Source organism: Candidatus Annandia adelgestsuga (genome assembly GCF_003956045.1).
GTDB lineage: Bacteria > Pseudomonadota > Gammaproteobacteria > Enterobacterales > Enterobacteriaceae_A > Annandia > Annandia adelgestsuga.
This window is the reverse complement of record NZ_CP026513.1, coordinates 202,164-225,388: the sequence shown is the minus strand read 5'-3', so window position 1 is coordinate 225,388 and position 23,225 is coordinate 202,164. Positions and strand designations below refer to the sequence as shown.

19 protein-coding genes and 2 tRNA genes are annotated in these 23,225 nt (G+C 19.8%); 14 read left to right on the top strand and 7 right to left on the bottom strand.

Annotation, left to right across the window (positions count from 1 at the left end; all coding sequences use genetic code 11):
• Window positions 1–10: 10 nt before the first annotated feature.
• The 13 genes from nuoC to pta are packed head-to-tail and all read left to right on the top strand — an operon-like array spanning window position 11 to window position 15,838.
• On the top strand, window positions 11–1,798 hold the full coding sequence (gene nuoC, locus C3B56_RS01165) for an NADH-quinone oxidoreductase subunit C/D (RefSeq protein WP_126071598.1): 1,788 nt from the start codon (window positions 11–13) through the stop codon (window positions 1,796–1,798).
• 19 nt (window positions 1,799–1,817) lie between these two features.
• The gene (gene nuoE / locus C3B56_RS01160) at window positions 1,818–2,315 is read left to right on the top strand and encodes an NADH-quinone oxidoreductase subunit NuoE (RefSeq protein ID WP_126071704.1); all 498 of its coding nucleotides are present in this window, start codon (window positions 1,818–1,820) and stop codon (window positions 2,313–2,315) included.
• 3 nt (window positions 2,316–2,318) lie between these two features.
• Entirely contained in the window at window positions 2,319–3,578 is a 1,260-nt protein-coding gene (gene nuoF, locus C3B56_RS01155; RefSeq protein ID WP_126071597.1) for an NADH-quinone oxidoreductase subunit NuoF, read from the top strand.
• Between the two features lie 48 nt (window positions 3,579–3,626).
• Window positions 3,627–6,359: an NADH-quinone oxidoreductase subunit NuoG gene (gene nuoG, locus C3B56_RS01150; protein WP_126071596.1), complete on the top strand. Its 2,733-nt coding sequence runs from the start codon at window positions 3,627–3,629 to the stop codon at window positions 6,357–6,359.
• A 7-nt stretch (window positions 6,360–6,366) separates the two neighbouring features.
• Window positions 6,367–7,332: an NADH-quinone oxidoreductase subunit NuoH gene (gene nuoH, locus C3B56_RS01145; protein ID WP_126071703.1), complete on the top strand. Its 966-nt coding sequence runs from the start codon at window positions 6,367–6,369 to the stop codon at window positions 7,330–7,332.
• 14 nt (window positions 7,333–7,346) lie between these two features.
• Window positions 7,347–7,883 carry an NADH-quinone oxidoreductase subunit NuoI gene (gene nuoI, locus C3B56_RS01140; protein WP_126071595.1) on the top strand — a complete coding sequence of 179 codons (537 nt, stop codon included), beginning with the start codon at window positions 7,347–7,349 and terminating at the stop codon, window positions 7,881–7,883.
• A gap of 15 nt (window positions 7,884–7,898) precedes the next feature.
• Entirely contained in the window at window positions 7,899–8,396 is a 498-nt protein-coding gene (locus tag C3B56_RS01135; protein ID WP_198684114.1) for an NADH-quinone oxidoreductase subunit J family protein, read from the top strand.
• Window positions 8,397–8,412: 16 nt separating this feature from the next.
• Window positions 8,413–8,712 carry an NADH-quinone oxidoreductase subunit NuoK gene (gene nuoK, locus C3B56_RS01130; RefSeq protein ID WP_126071593.1) on the top strand — a complete coding sequence of 100 codons (300 nt, stop codon included), beginning with the start codon at window positions 8,413–8,415 and terminating at the stop codon, window positions 8,710–8,712.
• Between the two features lie 2 nt (window positions 8,713–8,714).
• Entirely contained in the window at window positions 8,715–10,589 is a 1,875-nt protein-coding gene (gene nuoL / locus C3B56_RS01125; protein ID WP_126071592.1) for an NADH-quinone oxidoreductase subunit L, read from the top strand.
• 20 nt (window positions 10,590–10,609) lie between these two features.
• Window positions 10,610–12,091: a complex I subunit 4 family protein gene (locus C3B56_RS01120; RefSeq protein WP_126071591.1), complete on the top strand. Its 1,482-nt coding sequence runs from the start codon at window positions 10,610–10,612 to the stop codon at window positions 12,089–12,091.
• Window positions 12,092–12,117: 26 nt separating this feature from the next.
• Entirely contained in the window at window positions 12,118–13,548 is a 1,431-nt protein-coding gene (locus C3B56_RS01115; RefSeq protein ID WP_126071590.1) for an NADH-quinone oxidoreductase subunit N, read from the top strand.
• 34 nt (window positions 13,549–13,582) lie between these two features.
• Window positions 13,583–14,785 carry an acetate kinase gene (locus tag C3B56_RS01110; protein ID WP_126071589.1) on the top strand — a complete coding sequence of 401 codons (1,203 nt, stop codon included), beginning with the start codon at window positions 13,583–13,585 and terminating at the stop codon, window positions 14,783–14,785.
• A gap of 30 nt (window positions 14,786–14,815) precedes the next feature.
• The gene (pta, locus tag C3B56_RS01105) at window positions 14,816–15,838 is read left to right on the top strand and encodes a phosphate acetyltransferase (RefSeq protein WP_320409810.1); all 1,023 of its coding nucleotides are present in this window, start codon (window positions 14,816–14,818) and stop codon (window positions 15,836–15,838) included.
• A 20-nt stretch (window positions 15,839–15,858) separates the two neighbouring features.
• Here the strand turns inward: pta and truA are convergent, their stop codons facing one another.
• From truA to gltX, 7 genes are all read right to left on the bottom strand, one after another.
• Window positions 15,859–16,644 carry a tRNA pseudouridine(38-40) synthase TruA gene (gene truA / locus C3B56_RS01100; RefSeq protein WP_126071587.1) on the bottom strand — a complete coding sequence of 262 codons (786 nt, stop codon included), beginning with the start codon at window positions 16,642–16,644 and terminating at the stop codon, window positions 15,859–15,861.
• A gap of 181 nt (window positions 16,645–16,825) precedes the next feature.
• Window positions 16,826–17,893, bottom strand: coding sequence for a chorismate synthase (aroC, locus tag C3B56_RS01095; RefSeq protein ID WP_126071586.1), 1,068 nt, complete (start codon window positions 17,891–17,893; stop codon window positions 16,826–16,828).
• A gap of 28 nt (window positions 17,894–17,921) precedes the next feature.
• Complete coding sequence (gene prmB, locus C3B56_RS01090; RefSeq protein ID WP_126071585.1) at window positions 17,922–18,836, bottom strand: 50S ribosomal protein L3 N(5)-glutamine methyltransferase; 915 nt, start codon at window positions 18,834–18,836, stop codon at window positions 17,922–17,924.
• A 46-nt stretch (window positions 18,837–18,882) separates the two neighbouring features.
• A complete protein-coding gene (gene glk / locus C3B56_RS01085) occupies window positions 18,883–19,842 on the bottom strand; it encodes a glucokinase (RefSeq protein WP_126071584.1) in 960 nt (319 codons plus the stop codon).
• Window positions 19,843–19,965: 123 nt separating this feature from the next.
• Window positions 19,966–20,038, bottom strand: a tRNA-Lys gene (locus C3B56_RS01080).
• A 19-nt stretch (window positions 20,039–20,057) separates the two neighbouring features.
• Window positions 20,058–20,130: transfer RNA gene (locus C3B56_RS01075), tRNA-Val, on the bottom strand.
• 78 nt (window positions 20,131–20,208) lie between these two features.
• Window positions 20,209–21,624, bottom strand: coding sequence for a glutamate--tRNA ligase (gene gltX / locus C3B56_RS01070; RefSeq protein WP_126071583.1), 1,416 nt, complete (start codon window positions 21,622–21,624; stop codon window positions 20,209–20,211).
• 87 nt (window positions 21,625–21,711) lie between these two features.
• Between gltX and C3B56_RS01065 the strand changes: the two genes are divergently transcribed.
• On the top strand, window positions 21,712–23,217 hold the full coding sequence (locus tag C3B56_RS01065; protein ID WP_126071582.1) for a leucyl aminopeptidase: 1,506 nt from the start codon (window positions 21,712–21,714) through the stop codon (window positions 23,215–23,217).
• Window positions 23,218–23,225: the final 8 nt, after the last annotated feature.

Sequence of the window (23,225 nt, the reverse complement as noted above, 5' to 3'; positions counted from 1 at the left end):
TGGATTATAAATGTATAGAAAATATTTCAAATTATATAATAAGATTCCAAAAAATAAAAATTATGATATAATTAGAGAATTATGTAATTTTATTATAATAAAAGATATATATATACAATTTACAAAAATTAATTTTCCTATAATTTGGGTTAAAAAAGGTAAATTAATAAAATTAATAAAAATTTTAAAAAATTTATCTAAACCTTATGACATGTTATTTGATTTACATGGTATTGATGAAAGATTTAGATTATATAAAAAAAATATTCCTAAAACTGATTTTACTGTTTTTTATCATTTAATATCCATTAAAAGAAAACAAAATATAATTATTAAAGTATCATTAAGTATAAAAAATTTAATAATACCGACTTGTACAAATATTTTTTCTAATGCTAATTGGTATGAACGTGAAACATGGGAAATGTTTGGTATTATTTTTGATGGTCATCCAAATTTAAAAAGGCTTATTATGCCTAAAAATTGGTTAGGTTTTCCTTTAAGAAAAGATTATAATTCAAGAGCTACTGATTTTAAACCATTTATATTAAGTAATGAACAAGAAAAATTAAATATGGATTATTTAAAATTTGATTCAAAATTATATGAAACAAAAAAAAAAAAAAAAAATAAAAATTATATGTTTCTTAATTTTGGTCCTAATCATCCTTCAGTTCATGGAGTTTTTCGTATTATTTTAAAATTAAAAGGTGAAAACATAATAGATTGTATACCAGATATTGGGTATCATCATCGTGGAGCAGAAAAAATAAGTGAAAGACAAACATGGCATAGCTATATACCTTATACTGATCGTATTGAATATTTAGGGGGATGTATAAATGAAATGCCTTATATACTTGCAGTTGAAAAATTAGCTAACATAAAAGTACCTGAAAAAGTTAAAGTTATTAGAATAATGTTATCTGAATTATTTAGAATTAATAGTCATCTATTATATATTTCAACTTTTATACAAGATGTCGGTGCTATGACACCAGTATTTTGTGCTTTTACAGATCGTCAAAAAATTTATGATATTATAGAACATATAACAGGTGCTAGAATGCATCCTGCTTGGTTTAGAATTGGTGGAGTTGCTAACGATTTACCTAAAAATTGGAATATTTTATTAGATTCTTTTTTAAAATGGATCCCTAATAGATTAAAACAATATACTGAAATTTCTTTAAAAAATAGTATTTTAATAAATAGATCTTCAGGTATTGCTCAATATAATAAATTAGAAGCAATTTCATGGGGTGTTACTGGTTCTGGGTTAAGAGCTACGGGAATAGATTTTGATGTAAGAAAGTGGTTTCCTTATTCTGGTTATGAAAATTTTGATTTTGAAATTCCATTAGGTTCAGGGATAAGTGATTGTTATTCTCGTGTTATGTTAAAATTAGAAGAAATACAACAAAGTTTAATTATTTTAAGACAATGTTTAAATAATATGCCAAAAGGTCCATTTAAAGCTGATCATTATTTAACAACTCCACCTTATAAATCTAGATCATTAAAAGATATTGAAACTTTAATAACACATTTTTTACAAATTTCATGGGGTACAATAATGCCAGCTAATGAATCTTTTCAAATGGTAGAAGCTACTAAAGGTATTAATAGTTATTATTTAATAAGTGATGGTAGTTCTACAAGTTATAGAACTAGAATAAGAACTCCTAGTTTTCCACATTTACAACAAATACCATCAGTTATTCGTGGTAGTATGATATCTGATTTGGTTGCATATCTAGGAAGTATTGATTTTGTTATGTCTGATGTAGATAGATAAAATGAAAAAAAAAAAAAATATGAATCAAATAATTTTTTTAAATAAAAAAAATTTATTAAGTAAATTAGAAATTAAAAAAATAGAAAAAATTAAATTTAAATATAAAGATAATCACGCAATATCCATAGAATCTCTAAAAGTAGTACAGAGATATCGTCATTGGATATCAGATATATCTTTAAAAGCTATTTCTAAATATTTGAATATAGAATTGAATTATTTAGAAGAAATTTCAACATTTTATAGTCAAATATTTAGAAAACCTGTAGGAAGACATGTTATTAGTTACTGTGATAGTTTTGTATGTTATGTTAAAAATTATAAAAGAATAAAAAATGTTTTAGAAAAAACATTAAAAATTAAAACAGGACAAACAACTAAAAATAAAAGATTTACATTGTTACAAACATGTTGTTTAGGAAATTGTGATAAAGGTCCTATTTTAATGATAAATAGAGATACATATACCAATGTTATTCCAAAATATGTTAATAATATATTAAATAGATATAGATAAAATATGATAATTTATGAAGAAACACATCCATTAACTTGGAGATTAAAAAAAAAAAAAAAACCTATATTTTTAAAAAAATATTTAAAATACAATGGATATAATGGAGCTAAAAAAGCTATTACAAAATTTAGTCCAAATGAAATCATAGAAATAATAAAAAAATCAGGACTTAGGGGAAGAGGAGGTGCTGGTTTTCCAACTGGAATAAAGTGGAGTTTGATAAAAAAAAAAAAATCATATTTAATATGTAATGCTGACGAAATGGAACCTGGTACCTATAAAGATAGATTTTTATTAGAAAATTTACCACATCAATTAATAGAAGGTATTATAATTGCGTCTTATGCTTTACAATCTAAATGTGCATATATATTTTTAAGAGGTGAATATATTATTGCAGAAAAAAATATAAATTATGCAATAAATGAATTATTAGATAAAAAAATGTTGGGAAAAAATATTTTTAATAGTAATTTTAGTTTGAATATTTATTTACACACAGGAGCTGGAAGATATATATGTGGTGAAGAAACTGCTTTAATAAATTCATTAGAGGGAAAAAGAGCTAATCCTAGATTTAAACCTCCTTTTCCTTCATCATCTGGTTTATGGGGGGAACCTACATGTGTTAATAATGTAGAAACATTATCAAATATTCCTTCAATTATTAAAAATGGATTTCATTGGTACAAAAATATTTCTCTTAGTATAGATTCTGGAACTAAAATGATGGGTTTTTCTGGAAAAGTTAATAATCCTGGTGTTTGGGAATTACCTCTAGGAATTACTGCTAGAGAATTACTTGAGGATTATGCTCATGGAATTTGTAATGGATATAGTATTAAAGCTTGGTTACCAGGAGGAGCGGGAACTAATTTTTTATTAGATAAACATTTAGATTTACCTATGGATTTTAATAGCATACAAAAAGCTGGAAGTCGTTTAGGAACTGGTTTAGCTGTAATTATAGATAATAAAATAAATATGGTTAATTTATTATTAAATATAGAAAATTTTTTTTCTAGAGAATCATGTGGGTGGTGTACTCCATGTAGAGATGGACTACCATGGATAGTTAAAATTTTAAAATGTTTAAAAAAAAAACAAGGCAAAATAAATGATATTAATACATTAAAAAATATATGTAATATGTTACAACCAGGTAAAACTTTTTGTGCACATGCACCAGGAGCTTTAGCTCCTTTAAAAAGTGCAATTAAATATTTTAAAAATGAATTTGAAAAAGGAATCATTTATAAATAATTTAAATAATTTTTAATTATTTAAATTATTTATAGTAATAATAATATTATGTCTACAATTTTTATAAATAATAAAAAATATAAAGTAAATAAAAAACATAATTTATTACAAGTATGTTTAGAATTAGGATTTGATATACCATATTTTTGTTGGCATCCTTCTTTAGGAAGTATAGGATCATGTAGACAATGTTTAATTAAAAAATATGAAAATTTTAATGATATTAAAGGAAAAACTATAATTTCTTGTATGACATCAGTTTCAGATGGTATTATATTAGATACTAAAGATATTAATGTTAATAAATATAAAAAAAAAATAATAGAATTTATGATGACTAATCATCCTCATGATTGTCCTGTTTGTGAAGAAGGTGGAAATTGTCATTTACAAGATATGACAGTAATTAATAATCATTATAATAGAAATTATAGATTTAAAAAAAAAATATATAAAAATCAATATTTGGGTCCATTTATTAAACATGAAATGAATAGATGTATTACTTGTTATAGATGTGTAAGATTCTATAAAGATTATTCAGATGGAAAAGATTTTGGTGTTTATGGTATTAGTAATAATATTTATTTTGGTAGATTTAAATCTGGAATATTAAAAAGTGTTTTTTCTGGTAATCTTATAGAAATATGTCCTACTGGGGTATTTACAGATAAAATAAATTCTAAAAATTATGTTAGAAAATGGGATATGCAATTTTCACCAAGCATATGTCAACAATGTTGTATAGGTTGTAATATTACTTTAGGTGAAAAATTTGGTAAAATAAATAAAGTTGAAAATAGATATAATTATAATATTAATAATCATTTTATTTGTGATTTAGGTAGATTTGGATATCAATATGTAAATTTAAAAAATAGACCTCAAAATCCTATAGAAAGATGTAAAAATAAAATTTTTATTTTAAATACTAAACAAGCTATAAAAAAAATAGTTAATATTATAAAAAAATCTAATAAAATAATTGGTATAGGTTCTCCTAGAACTAGTATCGAAAATAATTTTGCTCTTAAAGAATTAGTTGGATATAAAAATTTTTCTACCGGTATACCTAAAAAAGAACAAAATAACATAAAATTAATATTAAAAATCATAAATAAATGTAATATTCATATACCAACTTTAAATGAAATTGAAAAATATGATGCTATTTTAATTTTAGGTGAAGATATAACACAGACTGCTGCTCGTATGGCTTTATCTATACGTCAAGCGTCAAAAAATAATTTTTTTAAAATAGCAAAAAATAATAATATACCTTATTGGGATATAAATTCTATTTTAAATATTTCTAAAAGAAAAAGATGTCCTATATTTATTACAAATATAGATTATACTGATTTAAAAGATATTGCTTTTTGGAATTATAATGCTTCAATTGAAGACCAAGCTATATTAGGTTTTTCAATTGCGAATAATATTAATAATAATTTACCTAAAGTAAAAAATATTAAAAATAAACTACAAAAAAAAATTAATCTTATATCTAAATTTTTAATGAATTCTAAAAAACCTTTAATTATATCTGGAACACATTCAGGTAGTTCAGAAATTATAAAATCTGCATATAATGTAGCTTATGCATTAAAAATTAATAAAAAAAATGTAGGAATGGTTTTTATTTTTTCTGCATCTAATACAGTTGGTGTTAGTTTAATTAAAGGAATTTCTTTAGAAAACGCATTTAAAAAAATAAGATATAATAACATAGATACATTAATTATAATGGAAAATAATATTTATAGATATTTATCTAAAAAGTATGTAAATAATAGTTTTAAAAAAATAAAAAATATAATTTATATAGATCACCAGAAAAACGAAATTTATAAAAAATCAAATTTAGTATTACCTTCAACTAATTTTGCTGAAAGTAATGGTACTTTAGTAAACTATGAAGGTAGAGCTCAAAGATTTTTTAAAACATTTAATCCAAATTTATATAATAAAAATTCTAATAAATTAGAAAGTTGGGATTGGATTAATAAAATAAGATTAAAATTAAATAAAAATTCTATTAATTGGTCTACTTTTGATAATATTGTTAATCATTGTATAAATAAAATACCACAATTATTACCTATGAAATTAATATCTCCAAATTCTAATTTTAGAATTTCAGGAAAAAAAATATCAAGATCTCCATTTAGACTTAGTGGTCGTTCTTCTATGTATAATAATATCAATATACATGAATATTCTATAACAGAAGATAAAGATACTATGTTTAATTTTTCTACTGAGGGTTATAATAATCATAATTTTCATAGTTATTATAATATACCATTCATGTGGTTTCCTAAATGGAATTCATTAAATTCTATAAATAAATATAAAAGTAGTATAGTTAAAGATAAATTAAATAAAAATAATTTAGGAATGTGTTTTTTTAAATCAGATGAATCAGAAGATACAAATTTATTTAAAGTAATTCCAAAACTTTTTAATAAAAAAAGTTTTAAAATATTACCATTTTATTTATTATTTGGTAGTGAAGAATTAACTCAAAATTTAATTTTATTTAAAGAACAAATGATAAAATCTATACATATAATATTTAATACGTATGACGCTAATAATATAGATCTTCAAAATGGTGATATTATTAAATTTGATTGTGAAAATCAAACATATAGTTTTCCAGTATTTTGTTCAAATACTTTTACAAAAAGAAGAGTTGGTTTACCATTAGGTATTCCTAAAATTCCATTTTATTTATTAAATAAATATATTTCAAATATAAGAAAGGTTGAAAAATAAATTTAATATGTTATTTAATTATAATATTTATTTTAATATATTTAAAAATTTTATATTTTTATTTTTAGTTATTATTTTTGGATCTTATATGAGTTTTATTGAAAGAAGGTTATTAGCTTTATTTCAAAATAGATATGGTCCAAATAGAGTAGGATGGCAAGGATCTTTACAAATATTAGCAGATATGATTAAAATAATGTTTAAAGAAGATTGGATACCACCATTTTCTCATAAATTTTTATTTGTATTATCACCAATTATTATATTTATATCTATTTTAAGTTTTACAGCAACAATTCCAATTACTTCAAAATTTTATATAATAAATTTAAATATTGGTTTATTATTTTTTTTTATGATTGTAGGAATATCAATTTATTCACTATTATTAGCAGGATGGTCAAGTAATAATAAATATTCTTTAATTGGAACAATAAGAGCAACAGCTCAAACACTAAGTTATGAAATGTTTTTAGGTTTATCAACTATGGGGGTAATCGCTAGAGCAGGTTCTCTAAATTTTATAGATATTGTTTTAAGTCAAAAAAATTTATGGAATTTTATTCCTCAATTTTTTAGTTTTATATCTTTTTTTATTGCAAGTTTAGCTATATGTCATAGACATCCATTTGATCAACCGGAAACTGAACAAGAATTAGCAGATGGTTATCATATAGAATATTCTGGAATGAAATTTGGTTTATTTTTTATAAGTGAATATATATATATTATTATATTATCATCTTTAATGACTATATTATTTATGGGTGGTTGGCAGGGACCATTTTTATTTCCTATAGTTTGGTTTATATTAAAAACATGTTTTTTTATATTCTTATTTATTTTAATAAGAGCTTCTTTACCAAGACCTAGATTTGATAAAGTTATGTTAGTAAGTTGGATTATTTTTTTACCATTAAATTTAATAAATTTATTAATAACAGCTTTTTTTATTTTAATTTTTAACAGTTAATAATTAAAAGGTTTATAATGTTAAAAAAAATTTTTTTATTTTTTTTTACACAATTGTGTAGTATATTTAAAGTTTTTTTAAAATCTTTTGAAAAACGTGAAACAAAGTTATATCCAGAAAAAAAAACTTATGTTTCACCAAGATATAGAGGTCGTTTAATATTAACTAGAGATCCTGATGGTGATGAAAGATGTGTAGCATGTAATTTATGTGCTGTATCATGTCCTGTAGGTTGTATATCTTTACAAAAAAAAGAAAAAAAAAAAAGATGGTATGCTAAATTTTTTAGAATTAATTTATCTAGATGTATTTTTTGTGGAATGTGTGAAGAAGCTTGTCCAACTCAAGCTATACAATTAATAGATGATTTTGAATTAAGTGAATATAAAAGAAAAGATTTAATATATGAAAAAAAAGATTTATTAATTTCAGGAACTGGAAAATATCCGGATTATAATTTTTATAAATTATCAGGAATTTCTTTTAAAAGTAAAAATAATGTAAAATTAAATAAAAATAAATTTATAAATATTAAAAAATTAATTCCTTAAATTATGGTTGAAAATATGGAAATTTATTATTTTTATATACTTAGTACAATATCAATATTATCTATAATAAATGTAATTACTAATAAAAATCCAGTATATGCTTTAATTTATTTAGTAATTACATTTATTTCTATATCTGGTATTTATTTTTATATTGGTGATTATGTAGCTGGTGCTTTAGAAATAATTATATACACTGGTGCTATTATGGTTTTATTTATATTTGTAATGATGTTATTAAATCAAAATTATAAAAAAAATAATAAAAATGATAAAAATAAAATAAGATATTTTTTCTTTACAATTATAACTTTGTCATATTTATTATTTATAATTAACCGTTTTTTAAATAAGATAAAAAAAAAAAATTTATATACAAAAATAATAGATCCTAAAAACGTTAGTTTACATTTATTAAATCATAATATGCTTATAATGGAGTTGTCATCTATAATTTTATTAGCTGGATTGATTGTTACTATACATATATGTAAAAATATAAAAAAAAAATAAATTTATGGTAAAAATAATGATTAATTTAAAAAATAGTATAATTATTTGTACTATAATGTTTTTATTAGGAACATCTTCTTTAATAATTCGTAAAAATTTATTTTTTATATTAATGGGAATTGAAATTATGTTAAATTCTACAGGTTTACTTTTAATTATAGCTAATCATTATTTAGATAAAAATGAAGGACAAATAATATATATGATGTTAATGAGTATATCTGCTTCTGAATCTAGTATTTGTTTAGCGTTATTAATTAAATTGTATAATTTAAAAAAAACATTAAATATTGATGTTTTAAATGAGATAAAATAATAATGAATATTTTATATTTATCTATAATTTTATTTTTTATTAGCTGTATAATATTAACTATATATCATAAAAGTTTATCTAAAAATAAAATTAATTTTATAATTATTAGTACAATGGGGTTTTCTATTTATTTAACAATAAATAGTATTATAGATTTTTTTAATAATAAAGGAAAAACATTTAATCAAATATTATGGTATTTAGTAGATATTAGGGGTTTAGAAATACCTATGAAAATTACATTAGATAAATTATCTTTAACAATGTTTTCAATTGTTATTGGAATAAGTTCTATAATTTATTTTTTTTCAATATGGTATATGAAAAACGAAAAAAATTATGCTAAATTTTTTATTTATATGAATTTTTTCGTTGCTAATATGTTATTATTAATTATATCTGATAATTTATTATTTATGTATTTTGGTTGGGAATGTGTTGGTTTATGTTCTTATTTATTAATAAATTTTTATTATAAAAATAAAAATTATGGAAAAAACGCAATTAAATCTTTTATAACTACTAAAATAAGTGATATTTTTTTATTAATTTCTATATTTATATTTTATAATTATTTAGGTACAATTTCAATTCAAGAAGTAAATAAATTTAGTATAATGTATTTATATAAAAATAATTATATATTACAAATATCAAATTTATTTTTATTAATTGGTGCAATTGGTAAATCAGCTCAATTTCCAATGTATACTTGGTTACCAGATGCTATGTCTGGACCTACACCAGCTTCTGCGTTAATACATGCAGCGACTATGGTAACAGCTGGAATATATTTAATTGTTCGTATGCATAAAATATTTATATTAACACCAAATATTCTTTATATAATGTATGTTATTGGATTAATAACATTAATTATTTCTGGTTTATTTGCTTTAACTCAAAGAAATATAAAAAAAATATTAGCATATTCTACAATTAGTCAATTAGGCTATATATTTTTATCTTTAGGAATTTGTTCTTGGCAAGCAGCAATATTTCATTTAATAACACACTCTTATTTCAAAGCTCTTTTATTTTTATCTGCAGGATCTTTAATAAAAAATTGTAGTGGAAATCAAAATATTTTTACTATGAATTGTTCATATAAAAATAATAAATTTTTATATATATGTTTTTTAATAGGTGGAAGTAGTCTATCAGCATTACCATTAATAACTTCTGGTTTTTACAGTAAAGAATATATTTTATTGAGATTATTTTCTAATAATTATATTTATATTTTTTATATATGTATATTAGGTACTTTTATAACTTCTTTATATACTTTTCGTATGATATTTTATGTTTTTCATGAAAAATATAAAAAATATAATAATATAATTAAAAAAAATATATTTCATAATATACCTCTTTTAATATTATGTTTATTATCTACAGTTGCTGGTTTATTTATTCAATTTCCTTATTTAGACGGTTTTATTTGTAAAATATCATCTGATGAAAAATTTTTAATTATAATATCATGTTTGTCTTCTATTTTTGGAATTATTATCTCTTATATATTTTATAAAAATAATATAGAAATATATAAATTCATATTAGAAGAAAATTATATAGATTATTTACATAGATTTTTTTATAATTCTTTTTTTTTAAATTCAATATATGATTTAATTTTTGTAAAACCTTATTTAATTATAACTTTTATTTTATTTAAAATAGATTTTATAGATAAATTAATGTATATACCAGTTTTTTTAATTATTTTATTCAATAATTTTTTTAATAAAATAGAAAATGGGTATTTAAGATGGTATATTTATAATATTATATTAGGTGTTTTAATAATGTTATTTTTAATAAATATATTACATATACATTATGTTATTAAAAAAACATATTTATATATATAATTTGTTTTTATGAGAAATATATGATTTTAGTTTTATTACTTTCAATTCCTTTTTTAGGAGGATTAATTTGTTGGCAAATATCATATTTTAATTTAATATTCGCACGTTTTATTTCTTTATTATCTATGATAATTGTTACTTATATTTCTTCAAAATTATTTTTAGATCTTTATAATAAAAATTTTTTGCCTAATGAATGGGAGTCTGAATTTTCTATTCCATGGATTACAAAATTGGGAATAGATTTTCATCTAGCAGCTGATAATTTATCAATATTAATGATATTAACAACTAGTATATTAAGTATAATATCTATATTGTGTTCTTGGAAAATAATAAAAAAATATAGAGGATTATTTTTATTAAATTTATTATGGATAATAGGTTGTTCTTTTGGAATATTTTTATCAGCAGATATGTTTTTATTTTTTATTTTCTGGGAAATGATTTTATTTCCAATTTATTTTATGATTATAAAATGGGGTAATTATTATTCAAAAAAAAATGTAAATTTTATTACAAATAAATTTTTTATTTATTCTCAATTATCTAGTTTATTAATGTTAGTTTCAATTATAATATTAGTATTACTTCATTATGATCAAACTTGTGATTTAACATTTAATTATAATTTATTGTTAAAAACAGATATGAATTGTCTTCAAGAATATTTAATTATGTTAGGTTTTTTTATAGCATGTTTAGTAAAAATGCCTATAGTACCTTTTCATGGATGGTTATCTCAAATTCATAAAAATACACCAGTTTCTGGATCAATTGATTTAATTGGTATTATAGTTAAAACTTCTGTTTATGTAATAATTAGGTTTTGTATACCTTTTTGTCCTAATGTTACTATTCATTGTGGAAATATTATTAGATATATTGGTATTTTTACTATTATTTATAGTTCATTAATGTCTTTTAGACAAAAAAATATAAAAAAATTTATAGCTTATATTTCTATTTCTCATATGGGATTAATTTTAATTGCTGCATATACTAGAAGTATGATAGTTTATCATGGATTAATTATACAACTTATATCCATAAGTTTTTCTACATCTGCATTATTTATAATATTTGAACAAATTTATGATAGAATATATACTAGTAATACAAAAAAAATGTATGGTTTATGGAATAATATTAATTATATACCTGGTTTTTGTTTATTTTTTTTAATGGCTAATTTAGGAATTCCAGGTACTGGAAATTTTATTGGTGAATTTTTAATTTTAATGGGAATTTTTCAATTTTATCCAATAATTTCATTTATATGTTCATTAAGTTTAATATTAACTACTATATATTCTCTATTTATTATGCATAGAGTTTTTTATGGTTTAAATAAAAACAGAAGATTATTAAAAACTATGTCTATAAAAGAATTTTTTATATTAATTTTATTGGTAATTTTATTATTATTTTTGGGAGTTTATCCACAATTTATATTAGATACAAATCATATTTCATTATATAATTCACAATATTATATTTAGTAAATTAAATTAGGTTTAACAATTTTATGGAAATTTTTTCATTAGAACTATTAACTTTAATACCTATTATTATAATTGAATTAACAATTGTAATTTTAATATTATTAATAATTTTTAAAAGAAGTAATTTAATCAGTTTAATAATTACTAATATAGGTTTAATTTCAGTTATACCATCTATTTTTTTTATTAAAAAAATGGATGCTTTTTATTTAGATTATTATTTATATTTTGATAATTATGCTTTTTTTTATATATCTTTATTAATTCTTTCTAGTTTTTCAACATGTATATTTTCATACTATTGGTTAAAAAAATATAAATATTATAAAGAAGAATTTTATTTATTAATATTAATATCAACTTTAGGTGGAATTGTTGTAGTTAGCACAATGTATTTGCATATTGTTTTTATTGGTTTAGAATTATTATCTTTACCAATTTTTGGTTTAATTAATTTTTCGTATAATGAAAAAAAATCTTTAAATGCTTCTATAAAATATACTATTTTATCTTTAACATCATCTTCTTTAATATTATTTGGATTAAGTTTAATATATATTAAAATAAAATCATTAGATATGTCTTCTCTTATTTTAGAAGATTTTTACTCTTCTTTTTTAGCTTTAGGTTTCATTATATTTTCAAGCGGTTTATTTTTTAAATTATCTTTAGTTCCATTTAATTTGTGGACTCCAGATATATATAAAAAATTATCTTTACCAATATTATCATTTTTATCTAGTAATAATAAAATAGTTTTCTTTGCTCTTTTAACAAGAATGATATTATATTTACCAGATTATTATATGCATATTCGTCTTTTATTTATGATAGTGTCTTGTGCTTCTATGATATTTGGAAGTTTAATGATAATAACACAAAAAAATATAAATAAAATTATAGGATATTCTTCTATTTCACAGATAGGATATTTAATGTCTGTTTTTTATATTATTAAAACTAAAATATCATCACAAATAATTTGTGTTTTTATAATTAATTATGTTTTAAGTAATTTAGGTATATTTAGTATAATAAGTATTATATCTAATAAATTTAACATTAAAAATTTTAGTAATATTAAAATTTATAAAGGTTTATTTTGGCGTTTTCCTATTATGGGTTATGCTATGACTATAATGTTTATGTCTTTAGCTGGTTTACCAATTACTTTAGGATTTTTAGGAAAATTTTATATTATTTTTGCAAGTTTAAATACAAAATTATGGTGGTTGACTTTTTCTATAATTATAAGTAGTGTTATAAGTATATATGCTTATTTAAAAATAATTATTAATTTATATGATACTGGAAAGAATAAATTTTTAAATAAGTATAATAACGATTATCAAATATTTTCTAAAATAATTTTTTTATTATGTTTTTTTTTAATAATTTTATTAGGAATTTATCCTGAAATTTTAATTAATGAATCTAAACATATAAGATATTAATTATTATTTAATATAATTAATTATAGGTTGATTTATGTTTAATAAATTATCATTAGTTTGGAATTGTGGAAGTTCTTCTTTAAAATTTGCTATTATAAATCCTTTATCAGATAAAAAATATTTATCTGGTAATGTTGAATGTTTAAAATTACCTAATTCTCGTATTATGTGGTTTGATCATTTAAAATATAAAAAAAATATTAAATATATAAAAAATATTTCACATAAAAAAGCTATAAATTTTGTTTTTAATAATATTTTAAAAAAAAATATTTTATTATTTAATAAAATTAAAGTTATTGCGCATAGAATTGTTCATGGGGGAAATAAATTAACTAGTTCAACTTTAATTAACAATAAAGTAATTAATTTAATAAAATCATCTTCAGTATTTGCTCCATTACATAACCCTGCTCATTTAATAGGAATTTATGAATCTATAAAAAATTATCCAAATTTATCTAAAAAAAATGTAGCAGTTTTTGATACTTCATTTCATATGACTATGCCTAAAAAATCATATTTATATGGAATACCTTATAAATTATATAAAAATTATGGTATTCGTAGATATGGAGCTCATGGTATAAGTTATCAATATATTGTTTATAAAACTTCAAAAATATTTAATAAAAAAAAAAATAAATTAAATATTATAGTTTGTCATTTAGGAGGCGGAGCATCTATTTCATCAATTAAAAATGGAAAAATAATTGACACTTCTATGGGTTTAACTCCTTCAGAAGGATTATTAATGGGTACGAGAAGTGGTGATATTGATATTTCTATAATTTTTTTTTTATATGAATATTTAAGTATTACAATGAAAGATATAAAAAATTTATTGAGTAAACAATCTGGAATATTAGGTTTAACAGAAAAAAGTAGTGACTTTAGATATATTGAAAAAAGATATTATAAAAATAGTAAAGCTATAATAGCATTAAATGTTTTTTGTCATCGTTTATCTAAATATATAGGTGGGTATATAACTTTAATAAATAAATATTTAGATGCTATAGTTTTTACAGGTGGTATAGGAGAAAATGCAACTATAATGCGTAAATTGACTATTAATAAATTTTCATTATTTAATATTATTATAGATAAAAAAAAAAATAAAAATATTGTTGGTAAATCAGGTTTTATAAATAAAATAAATACAATACCAATATTAATATTACCTACAGATGAAGAATTAATTATTGCTAAAGAAGGAATAAATTTAATAAAATAAACTAATTTAAAAAAAAATTTTAAATATAATATTTTAAAAAATATTATATTTAAATTAAATTTTTCTAAAAAAAATATGACTAAAAATAATAATTTTATAAAAAAATTAATTTTGTTATCTAGTAAAAATAAAAAAAAAATAATATTACCTGAAGGTGAAAATTATAAAATTATAAAAGCGGCTTATATTTGTTCTAAATATGAAATTGCAGATTGCATTTTAATTGGTTCTAAAAAAAAAATATATAATATAGCTAAAAAAAATGATATTGAATTTAAAAAATATAATTTAAAAATTATTAATCCAAAATATATTTATAAAAATTATATAGATAGATATGTAGAATTAAGAAAACATAAAGGAATGACAAAAAATATAGCTAAAAATGATTTAAAAAATAATATAATATTATCAACATTAATATTAGAAAATAATGAAGTAGATGGATTAGTATCTGGTATTGAAAATACAACAGCAAATACTATAAGACCAGCATTACAATTAATTAAAACTAAAGAAAATTGTTCTTTAATTTCTTCAGCTTTTTTTGTATTATTAAATAATAATGTTTGTATATATAGTGATTGTGCAATTAATGTAAATCCTGATAAATATCAATTAGCTGAAATAGCTATACAAACAGCTAATACTGCAATAAAATTTAATATTTTACCTAAAATTGCTATGCTTTCTTATTCTACTGGAATTTCTGGTTCAGGTATTGAAGTAGAAAAAGTTTTACATGCAACTAATATTGTAAAAAATAAAAGACCAGATTTAATAATAGAAGGACCTATACAATATGACGCAGCTGTATCTAAAAAAATATCGTACATAAAAAACAAAAATTCTATTTTATCTGGATGTGCAAATATTTTTATATTTCCTGAATTAAATTCTGGTAATATTACTTATAAAGCTGTACAAAGAACTTCTAAAGTTACTTTTATAGGTCCTATTTTACAGGGAGTTAAAAAAAATATAAGTGATTTATCAAGGGGAGCTTCAATGAAAGAAATATTATATACTATTGCTTTAACTTCAATTTTATAATTAAAATATAATTTTATTTATTAAAAATTAAATAAAGAATTTACTTTAAATTTAGGTAAATTAAATTTTTTAGGATATTCTATTTCTGATAAATATAATCCTTTGCTTTTAGCTTTTATAAATGATATTTTTTTATTTTTAGATTTTAAAATTTCTGATATCCATTTTATGGGATATTTTCCTTTTCCAATTTCTATAATACTTCCCATAATATTACGAACCATATGATGTAAAAAAGAATTTGCTTTAATATCAAATATTATATATGGATAATAAAATTTAATAATATTAAAATGAATAACATTTCTCCATGGTGTTTTTGATTGACATTTAGAAGATCTAAAAGAATTAAAATTTTTTTCTCCTAAAAGTAATTGTCCTGATTTATACATATTATTTATATTTAATGAATGTTTTATGTGTGTTACATTTTTATAAATAAGTGATGGTCTATAAATATTATTATAAATTATATAAAAATATCTTCTTGATAATGCACTGAATCTAGCATGAAAATTATTTTTTACTTCTCTAATCCATTTTATAGTAATATCTTTAGGTAAATAATTATTTACTCCTATAGTCCAAGATTTTTCATTTCTTATTTTATTTGTTTCAAAATGTATAACTTGGCCAGTACTATGAACACCAGCATCTGTTCTTCCTGCACAAAAAACTTTAATTTTTTGATTAGCTATTTTTGAAATAGCATATTGTACTTTATCTTGAATAGTATTTTTATTTTTTTGAATTTGCCATCCACAATATCTACTTCCATTATATTCTAATCCAAGTGCAATTTTCATATTTAAATTTTATTTTTTTTATATTAAATATTATTTAATTTTATAATATTTAATATAAAAAAAAATAATATTATTTTTTTTAATTATAATAAATATTATTTAATTTATTTTTTTATAAAATATATGTAAATAATTTTTTAATATAATAAATTTTTATTAAATAATTAAATTAATTTTAATATTATAAAATATCATAACATTGAGATCTATATCTTAATAAATGATCCATTATTGTAATAGCTGTCATAGCTTCTGCAATAGGAACTGCTCTAATACCTACACAAGGATCGTGTCTTCCTTTAGTTATAATTTTAACTTCATTTCCATTATTATCAATAGAATTACCACAAACTTTAATACTAGATGTTGGTTTAAGTGCAATATTAATAATTATATTTTGACCTGTACTTATTCCTCCTAATATACCACCGGAATGATTAGTCAAAAAACCTTTTTTGTTCATTTCATCTCTATGTTGACTACCTAATTGATTTATAACTTTAAAACCATCACCTATTTCTATTCCTTTTACTGCATTAATACTCATTATTGAATGAGCTAAATCAGCATCTAATCTATCAAATACTGGTTCACCTAAACCAACTGGTATATTCTCAATTATAATAGTTATTTTAGCTCCAATAGAATTACCTTTTTTTTTTAATTGACATATTAATTTTTCTATTTTTTTTATTTTTAATAAATTAGGACAAAAAAATGGATTTTTTTCAATAATATCCCAATTTTTAAAATCACATTTAATATTACCAATTTGAGATAAATAACCTCTTATTTTAATTTTATGTTTTAAAAACAAATATTTTTTCGCTATAGCTCCAGCTGCAACTCTCATAGTAGTTTCTCTAGCCGAAGATCTACCACCTCCTCTATAATCTCTAATACCATATTTTTTTTCATATGTATAATCTGCATGTCCAGGTCTAAAAATATTTTTTATATTTTTATAATCTTTAGATCTACAATCATTATTATTTATTAACATTCCTATACTTGTACCTGTAGTAATATTATTAAAAATACCTGACATTATAATAATATTATCATTTTCACGACGTTTTGTCGTATATTTAGATTTTCCTGGTTTTCTTCTATTTAAATCTTTTTGCAAATCTTTTTTTTTTAATTTTAAACCAGGAGGAACTCCATCAACTATACAACCTAAAGATTTTCCATGAGATTCTCCAAAAGTAGTAACTCTAAAAATTTTTCCAATTGTATTTCCAGCCATAATTTACCTTTTATTTATTATTTAAAGTTTAAAAAAACATATCTGGTATCATAAGTTCTCTTCTTGTTAAAATAAATGCATTACAACAATTATCTTTAAATTTAAACCATTTAAATGGTAATTCTGGAAAAAATTCTTCTAATTTTTCTTTGTTGCTTCCTACTTCACAAACTAAAATTCCATTTTCTGTTAAATATTTATAAGCGTTTATTATTATTTTATTTATAAATTCTAAACCATTTTCGTCAGCTAATAAACCTAAAGGAGGTTCGTAATGATATTCATATGGTAAATATTTAAATTCTGATCTTTTTACATAAGGAGGATTTGTTATAATAACGTTATATCTTTTAAATGATAAATTTTCAAATAAATCTGATTTTATTAATTTTATATTATTTTTTCTATGTTTAACTACATTATATTTAGCTACATTTAATACTTCAGAAGATACATCTGATGCTTCAACTACAGCTTTAGGAAATTTGTAAGAACATATTATTGCTAAACAACCACTTCCAGTACCAAGATCTAATATATAACTTGGTTTATTTCTTAAATATTTTCGAAATCTACTATTTATAACTTCAACAAGATAAGATCTAGGTATTAAAACTTTTTGGTTAACATAAAATTCATAACCATAAAATAAAGATTTACTAGTAATATAAGGCATAGGTATTCTTTTTCTTATACGTTTTTCAATACCATTTAAAATATTAGAACATTCATTTTTAGTAATTTTAGCATTTCTCATATCTTGAGTATATTCATATGGAAGATTAATATTTGATAAAACTAATTGTAAAGATTCTTCCCAAGCATTTTCAATTCCATGTCCATAAAAAACATTTGATGATGATAAACAACTAAAAACCCATCTTATAATATCTTGAACAGTATATAATCTTTTAATAATTTCATTAACATTTTCTTTTTTCATATTTTAAATTTTTATATATTTTATATTTTTTTATAATATAAAATTTTTAGTTAAATTTTAATATTTGATTTAAATAAAATCCAGCTCCTAATAATCCAGGTTGTTTATTTATTATCATATAAACAGGTATATTTTTAATATAATTTTTAAATCTTCCTTTATCTTCAAAAGCTATTCTAAAATCAGATGATTTAAAAAAATTTAAAAATTTAGGTACTATACCACCAGCAATATATACACCTCCAAATGTATTTAATGTTAAAGCTAAATTTCCCCCAAAACGCCCCATAATGGTACAAAATAATGATAATGTTTTTTTACAATATATACATTTATTAAATATTGCTTTTTTAGAAATATCTTCTGGATTTAATTTTTTTATTTTTTTATTATTAATTTTCATTATAGTTTTATATAAATTAATTAATCCTTTTCCTGATAAAATTCTTTCCATAGAAACATGTCCTATTTCAGATCTTAATATATCTAATATAAGTAATTCTTCTTTACTATTAGGGGCAAAATCTACATGACCACCTTCTCCAGGTAAACTTATCCATTGTTTATTTATATATATAAGATGTGCTACTCCTAAACCAGTTCCTGCTCCATATACTACTATTGGTTTTTTTTTAATTGATTTTTTACCCCCAAACTTAATTAAATCTTTTTTATTTAACATAGGTATTGACATAGAAATAGCTATAAAATCATTAATTATTTTTAAAGTTTTAAATTTAAGATTAATTTTTAATTTATTTATAGAAAAAGCCCAATTATTATTTGTCATTTTAACCCAATCATTATTAATAGGACAAGCAATTGCAATACAACCATGTTTAATTTTATTATTGTTTTTTAGATAAATATTTATTACTGTTTCTAAATTTTTAAAATTAGATGTTAAAAAAAATTTTATATTTTTAATATTACCTTTTTTATTATTATATAAAGCGAGACGTATATTTGTACCACCTACATCTCCGACTAAAAAATCTGTTGACATTTGGAATACCTTAATTTTATTTATTTGTAATAAAAAAAAATATTAAAAAAAATATGTAAAAATTTTAAATTTAAATTAATATATTATTAATAAAATATTATTAATATTTTATTAAATTATTTTTGGGTCGTGTAGGATTCGAACCTACGACCAATTGATTAAAAGTCAACTGCTCTACCTACTGAGCTAACGACCCATAAAAATATTTAATTAATTGGGTAATGACGGACTCGAACCATCAACCCTCTCCGTGTAAAGGAGACGCTCTACCAATTGAGCTAATTACCCTTAATTTAATTAATAAATTCACTAGACAATATAAACATAATTTTTTATAAAGTCAACTTTTTTTAAAAAAAAATAATTTTATACAAAATATAATTTATTTTTAAATATAAATTTAATTCCATTTTTTATTCTTAATAAAAATGATTTTTTTTTAATTAAATATATTATTTTTATAACAGTAAAACATTTTTTATTGTTTGTTATTAAAATTCTTAATATTGTAAATAAACTTTTTAAATTTAAATTCATAGTTAAAGATATTTTTTTTACTAAATTATTGATATTTTTATTATTCCAATCTTTTAAATTTTTAAAAATATTATATAAAAGTATTAAAATTTTATATAATTTATAGTTGACATTTTTTTTTAATAGTATATAATTATATATAAAGTTATTTGAATAAAAATAATAACAGTTATTTGACATTTCTTTAATATTATTAAAATGTTTTATAAAATTTTTTATTACTAAAATTAATTTAGGACCTTTTTTAGTATTAATTTTTTTTTTTTTTAAAAAATAATTTAAATGTTTAATTATTTTATAATGAGGTAATATTTTCATATAATTTTTATTAAGCGATAAAATTTTTTTAATATTTACAATACTAGGTGATTTATTAATTTTTTTTATATTAAATAAATTAATCATTTCATTAATATTAAATATTTCTTTATTACCGTAGGACCAACCTAATCTTAATAAAAAATTTAATATTGTTTCTGAAAAAAATCCATTTTTTTTATATGTTGATATTTTATTATCATTATTTCTTTTAGACAATTTTTTACCATCGATATTTAAAATTAAAGGTAAATGTATATATGTTGGTAATTTTGATTTTAAAGATTTAATAATATTTATTTGTTTTGGGGTATTATTTATATGATCATCTCCTCTTACAACATGAGTTATTTTCATTTCTATATCATCTATTACTACACAAAAATTATATGTAGGTATTCCATTATTACGTACAATAACAAAATCATCTAATTCTGAATTATTTATTTTAATACAACCATATACTTTATCTTTAAATATTGTATAACCTTTTTTTGGACTACAGAAACGTATTACATAAGGTTTATTTTTTTTTATAACATTATTTTTCAAACAATAATTATCATATTTAGGTTTAATACCATTTTTAATTTGATAATTTCTTATTTTTAATAAACGTTTTTTTGAACAATAACATTTATATGCAATTTTTTTTTTTATCATATAATTTAAATATTTTTTATATAATTTAAATCTATTTATTTGAAAATAAGGACCTTTATCCCAATTTAATTTTAACCATTTCATATCTTTTATAATAGAATTAATATATTTTTTTGAAGATCTTTTTATATCAGTATTTTCTATACGTAAAATAAATTTTCCTTTATAATGTTTAGATATTAACCATGAATATAATGCTGTTCTCATATTTCCAAAATGAAGATATCCTGTAGGACTAGGGGCAAATCTAGTAATTATTTTCATATATCATTTATTTTATTTAATTATGTTAAATTTTAAAATTTATAAATTTTAATTTTAAATTTATAATAAATATTATTAAAGGATTTTATGGAATTTACATTTAATTTTAATATTTTAGATAAAAAAACAAATACTTGTGCAATAATATCTGTTTTTAAAAATAAAGAATTATCAAATATTGGAAATAAATTAAATATAATAAGTAATAATTATATTTTATGTGAAATAAATAATAGTGGATTAAATGGTAAAATTAATCAATCATTATTATTACATAATGTACCAAATATTAAATATAAAAGACTATTAATAATAGGATGTGGTAATAAAAAAAAATTTAATATTAATAAATATATTAATAGTATTAATAAAATTATTAATATTATTAAAAATACTAATATAAAAAAAATACATTTTTTTTTAACAGAATTAAATATTTATAAATTAAATATTTATTGGAAAATAAGAAAAGCAATAGAATTAATTGAAGATAAATTGTATGTTTTTAATAAATTTAAAAATAAAAAAAAAACTTTTAATATAAAAAAAATAATTTTTTATATAAATAAAGAAAAAAATATTAATTTGGCTATTATTGCAATAAAACAAGGAATAGCTATTTCTAACAGTATTAAAATTGTTAAAGATATAAGTAATTTGCCTCCTAATATATGTAATTCATCATATTTATCTATGAGATCTTATAGATTACAAGATATTTTTCCTGATAAAATTAAAGTATTTAATATAAATGAAAAAGATATGAAAAAACTAGAAATGAATGCTTATTTATCTGTAGGAAGAGAATCTGAAAATGAATCTTTAATGTCTATAATAAAATATAGTAATCATAAAAATATTAATAAAAAACCAATAGTATTTATTGGTAAAGGTGTAACTTTTGATTCTGGTGGAATATCTTTAAAAAACCATTATAAAATGGATGAAATGAAATATGATATGTGTGCTGCTTCAGTAGTATATGGACTAATGGTTGCAATAGCTAAATTAGAATTACCATTAAATGTAATTGGTATTTTAGCTTGTTGTGAAAATATGTTAGGAGGAAATTCATATAGACCTGGAGATATAATAAAAACTATGTCTGGTATAAATGTAGAAATTATTAATACCGACGCTGAAGGAAGATTGATTATTTGTGATGTTTTAACATATGTTAAAAGATTTAATCCTGAAATAGTAATTGATATAGCAACTTTAACAGGAGCATGTATTATTGCTTTAGGAAATAAAATTAATGGTTTAATGTCAAATAGTAATACTTTATCTAAAGAATTATTAAATTCTGCAAAAATTTCTGGTGATTGTACTTGGTTATTACCAATTAAAGAAGAATATAAAAAAAAATTTAATTCAAAATTTGCCGATATAGTAAATATAAATAATAATAATTCTGGTGGTGCAATTTTTGCTGCTTGTTTTTTATCATATTTTGCAAAAAATTATAAATGGGCTCATTTAGATATTGCTGGAACATCTCATTATAACAATATAGGTGCTACTGGAAGACCATTATATTTATTAATTCAATTTTTATTAAAAAAATCTAAAATAGATATACCATTATATTAACATATTAT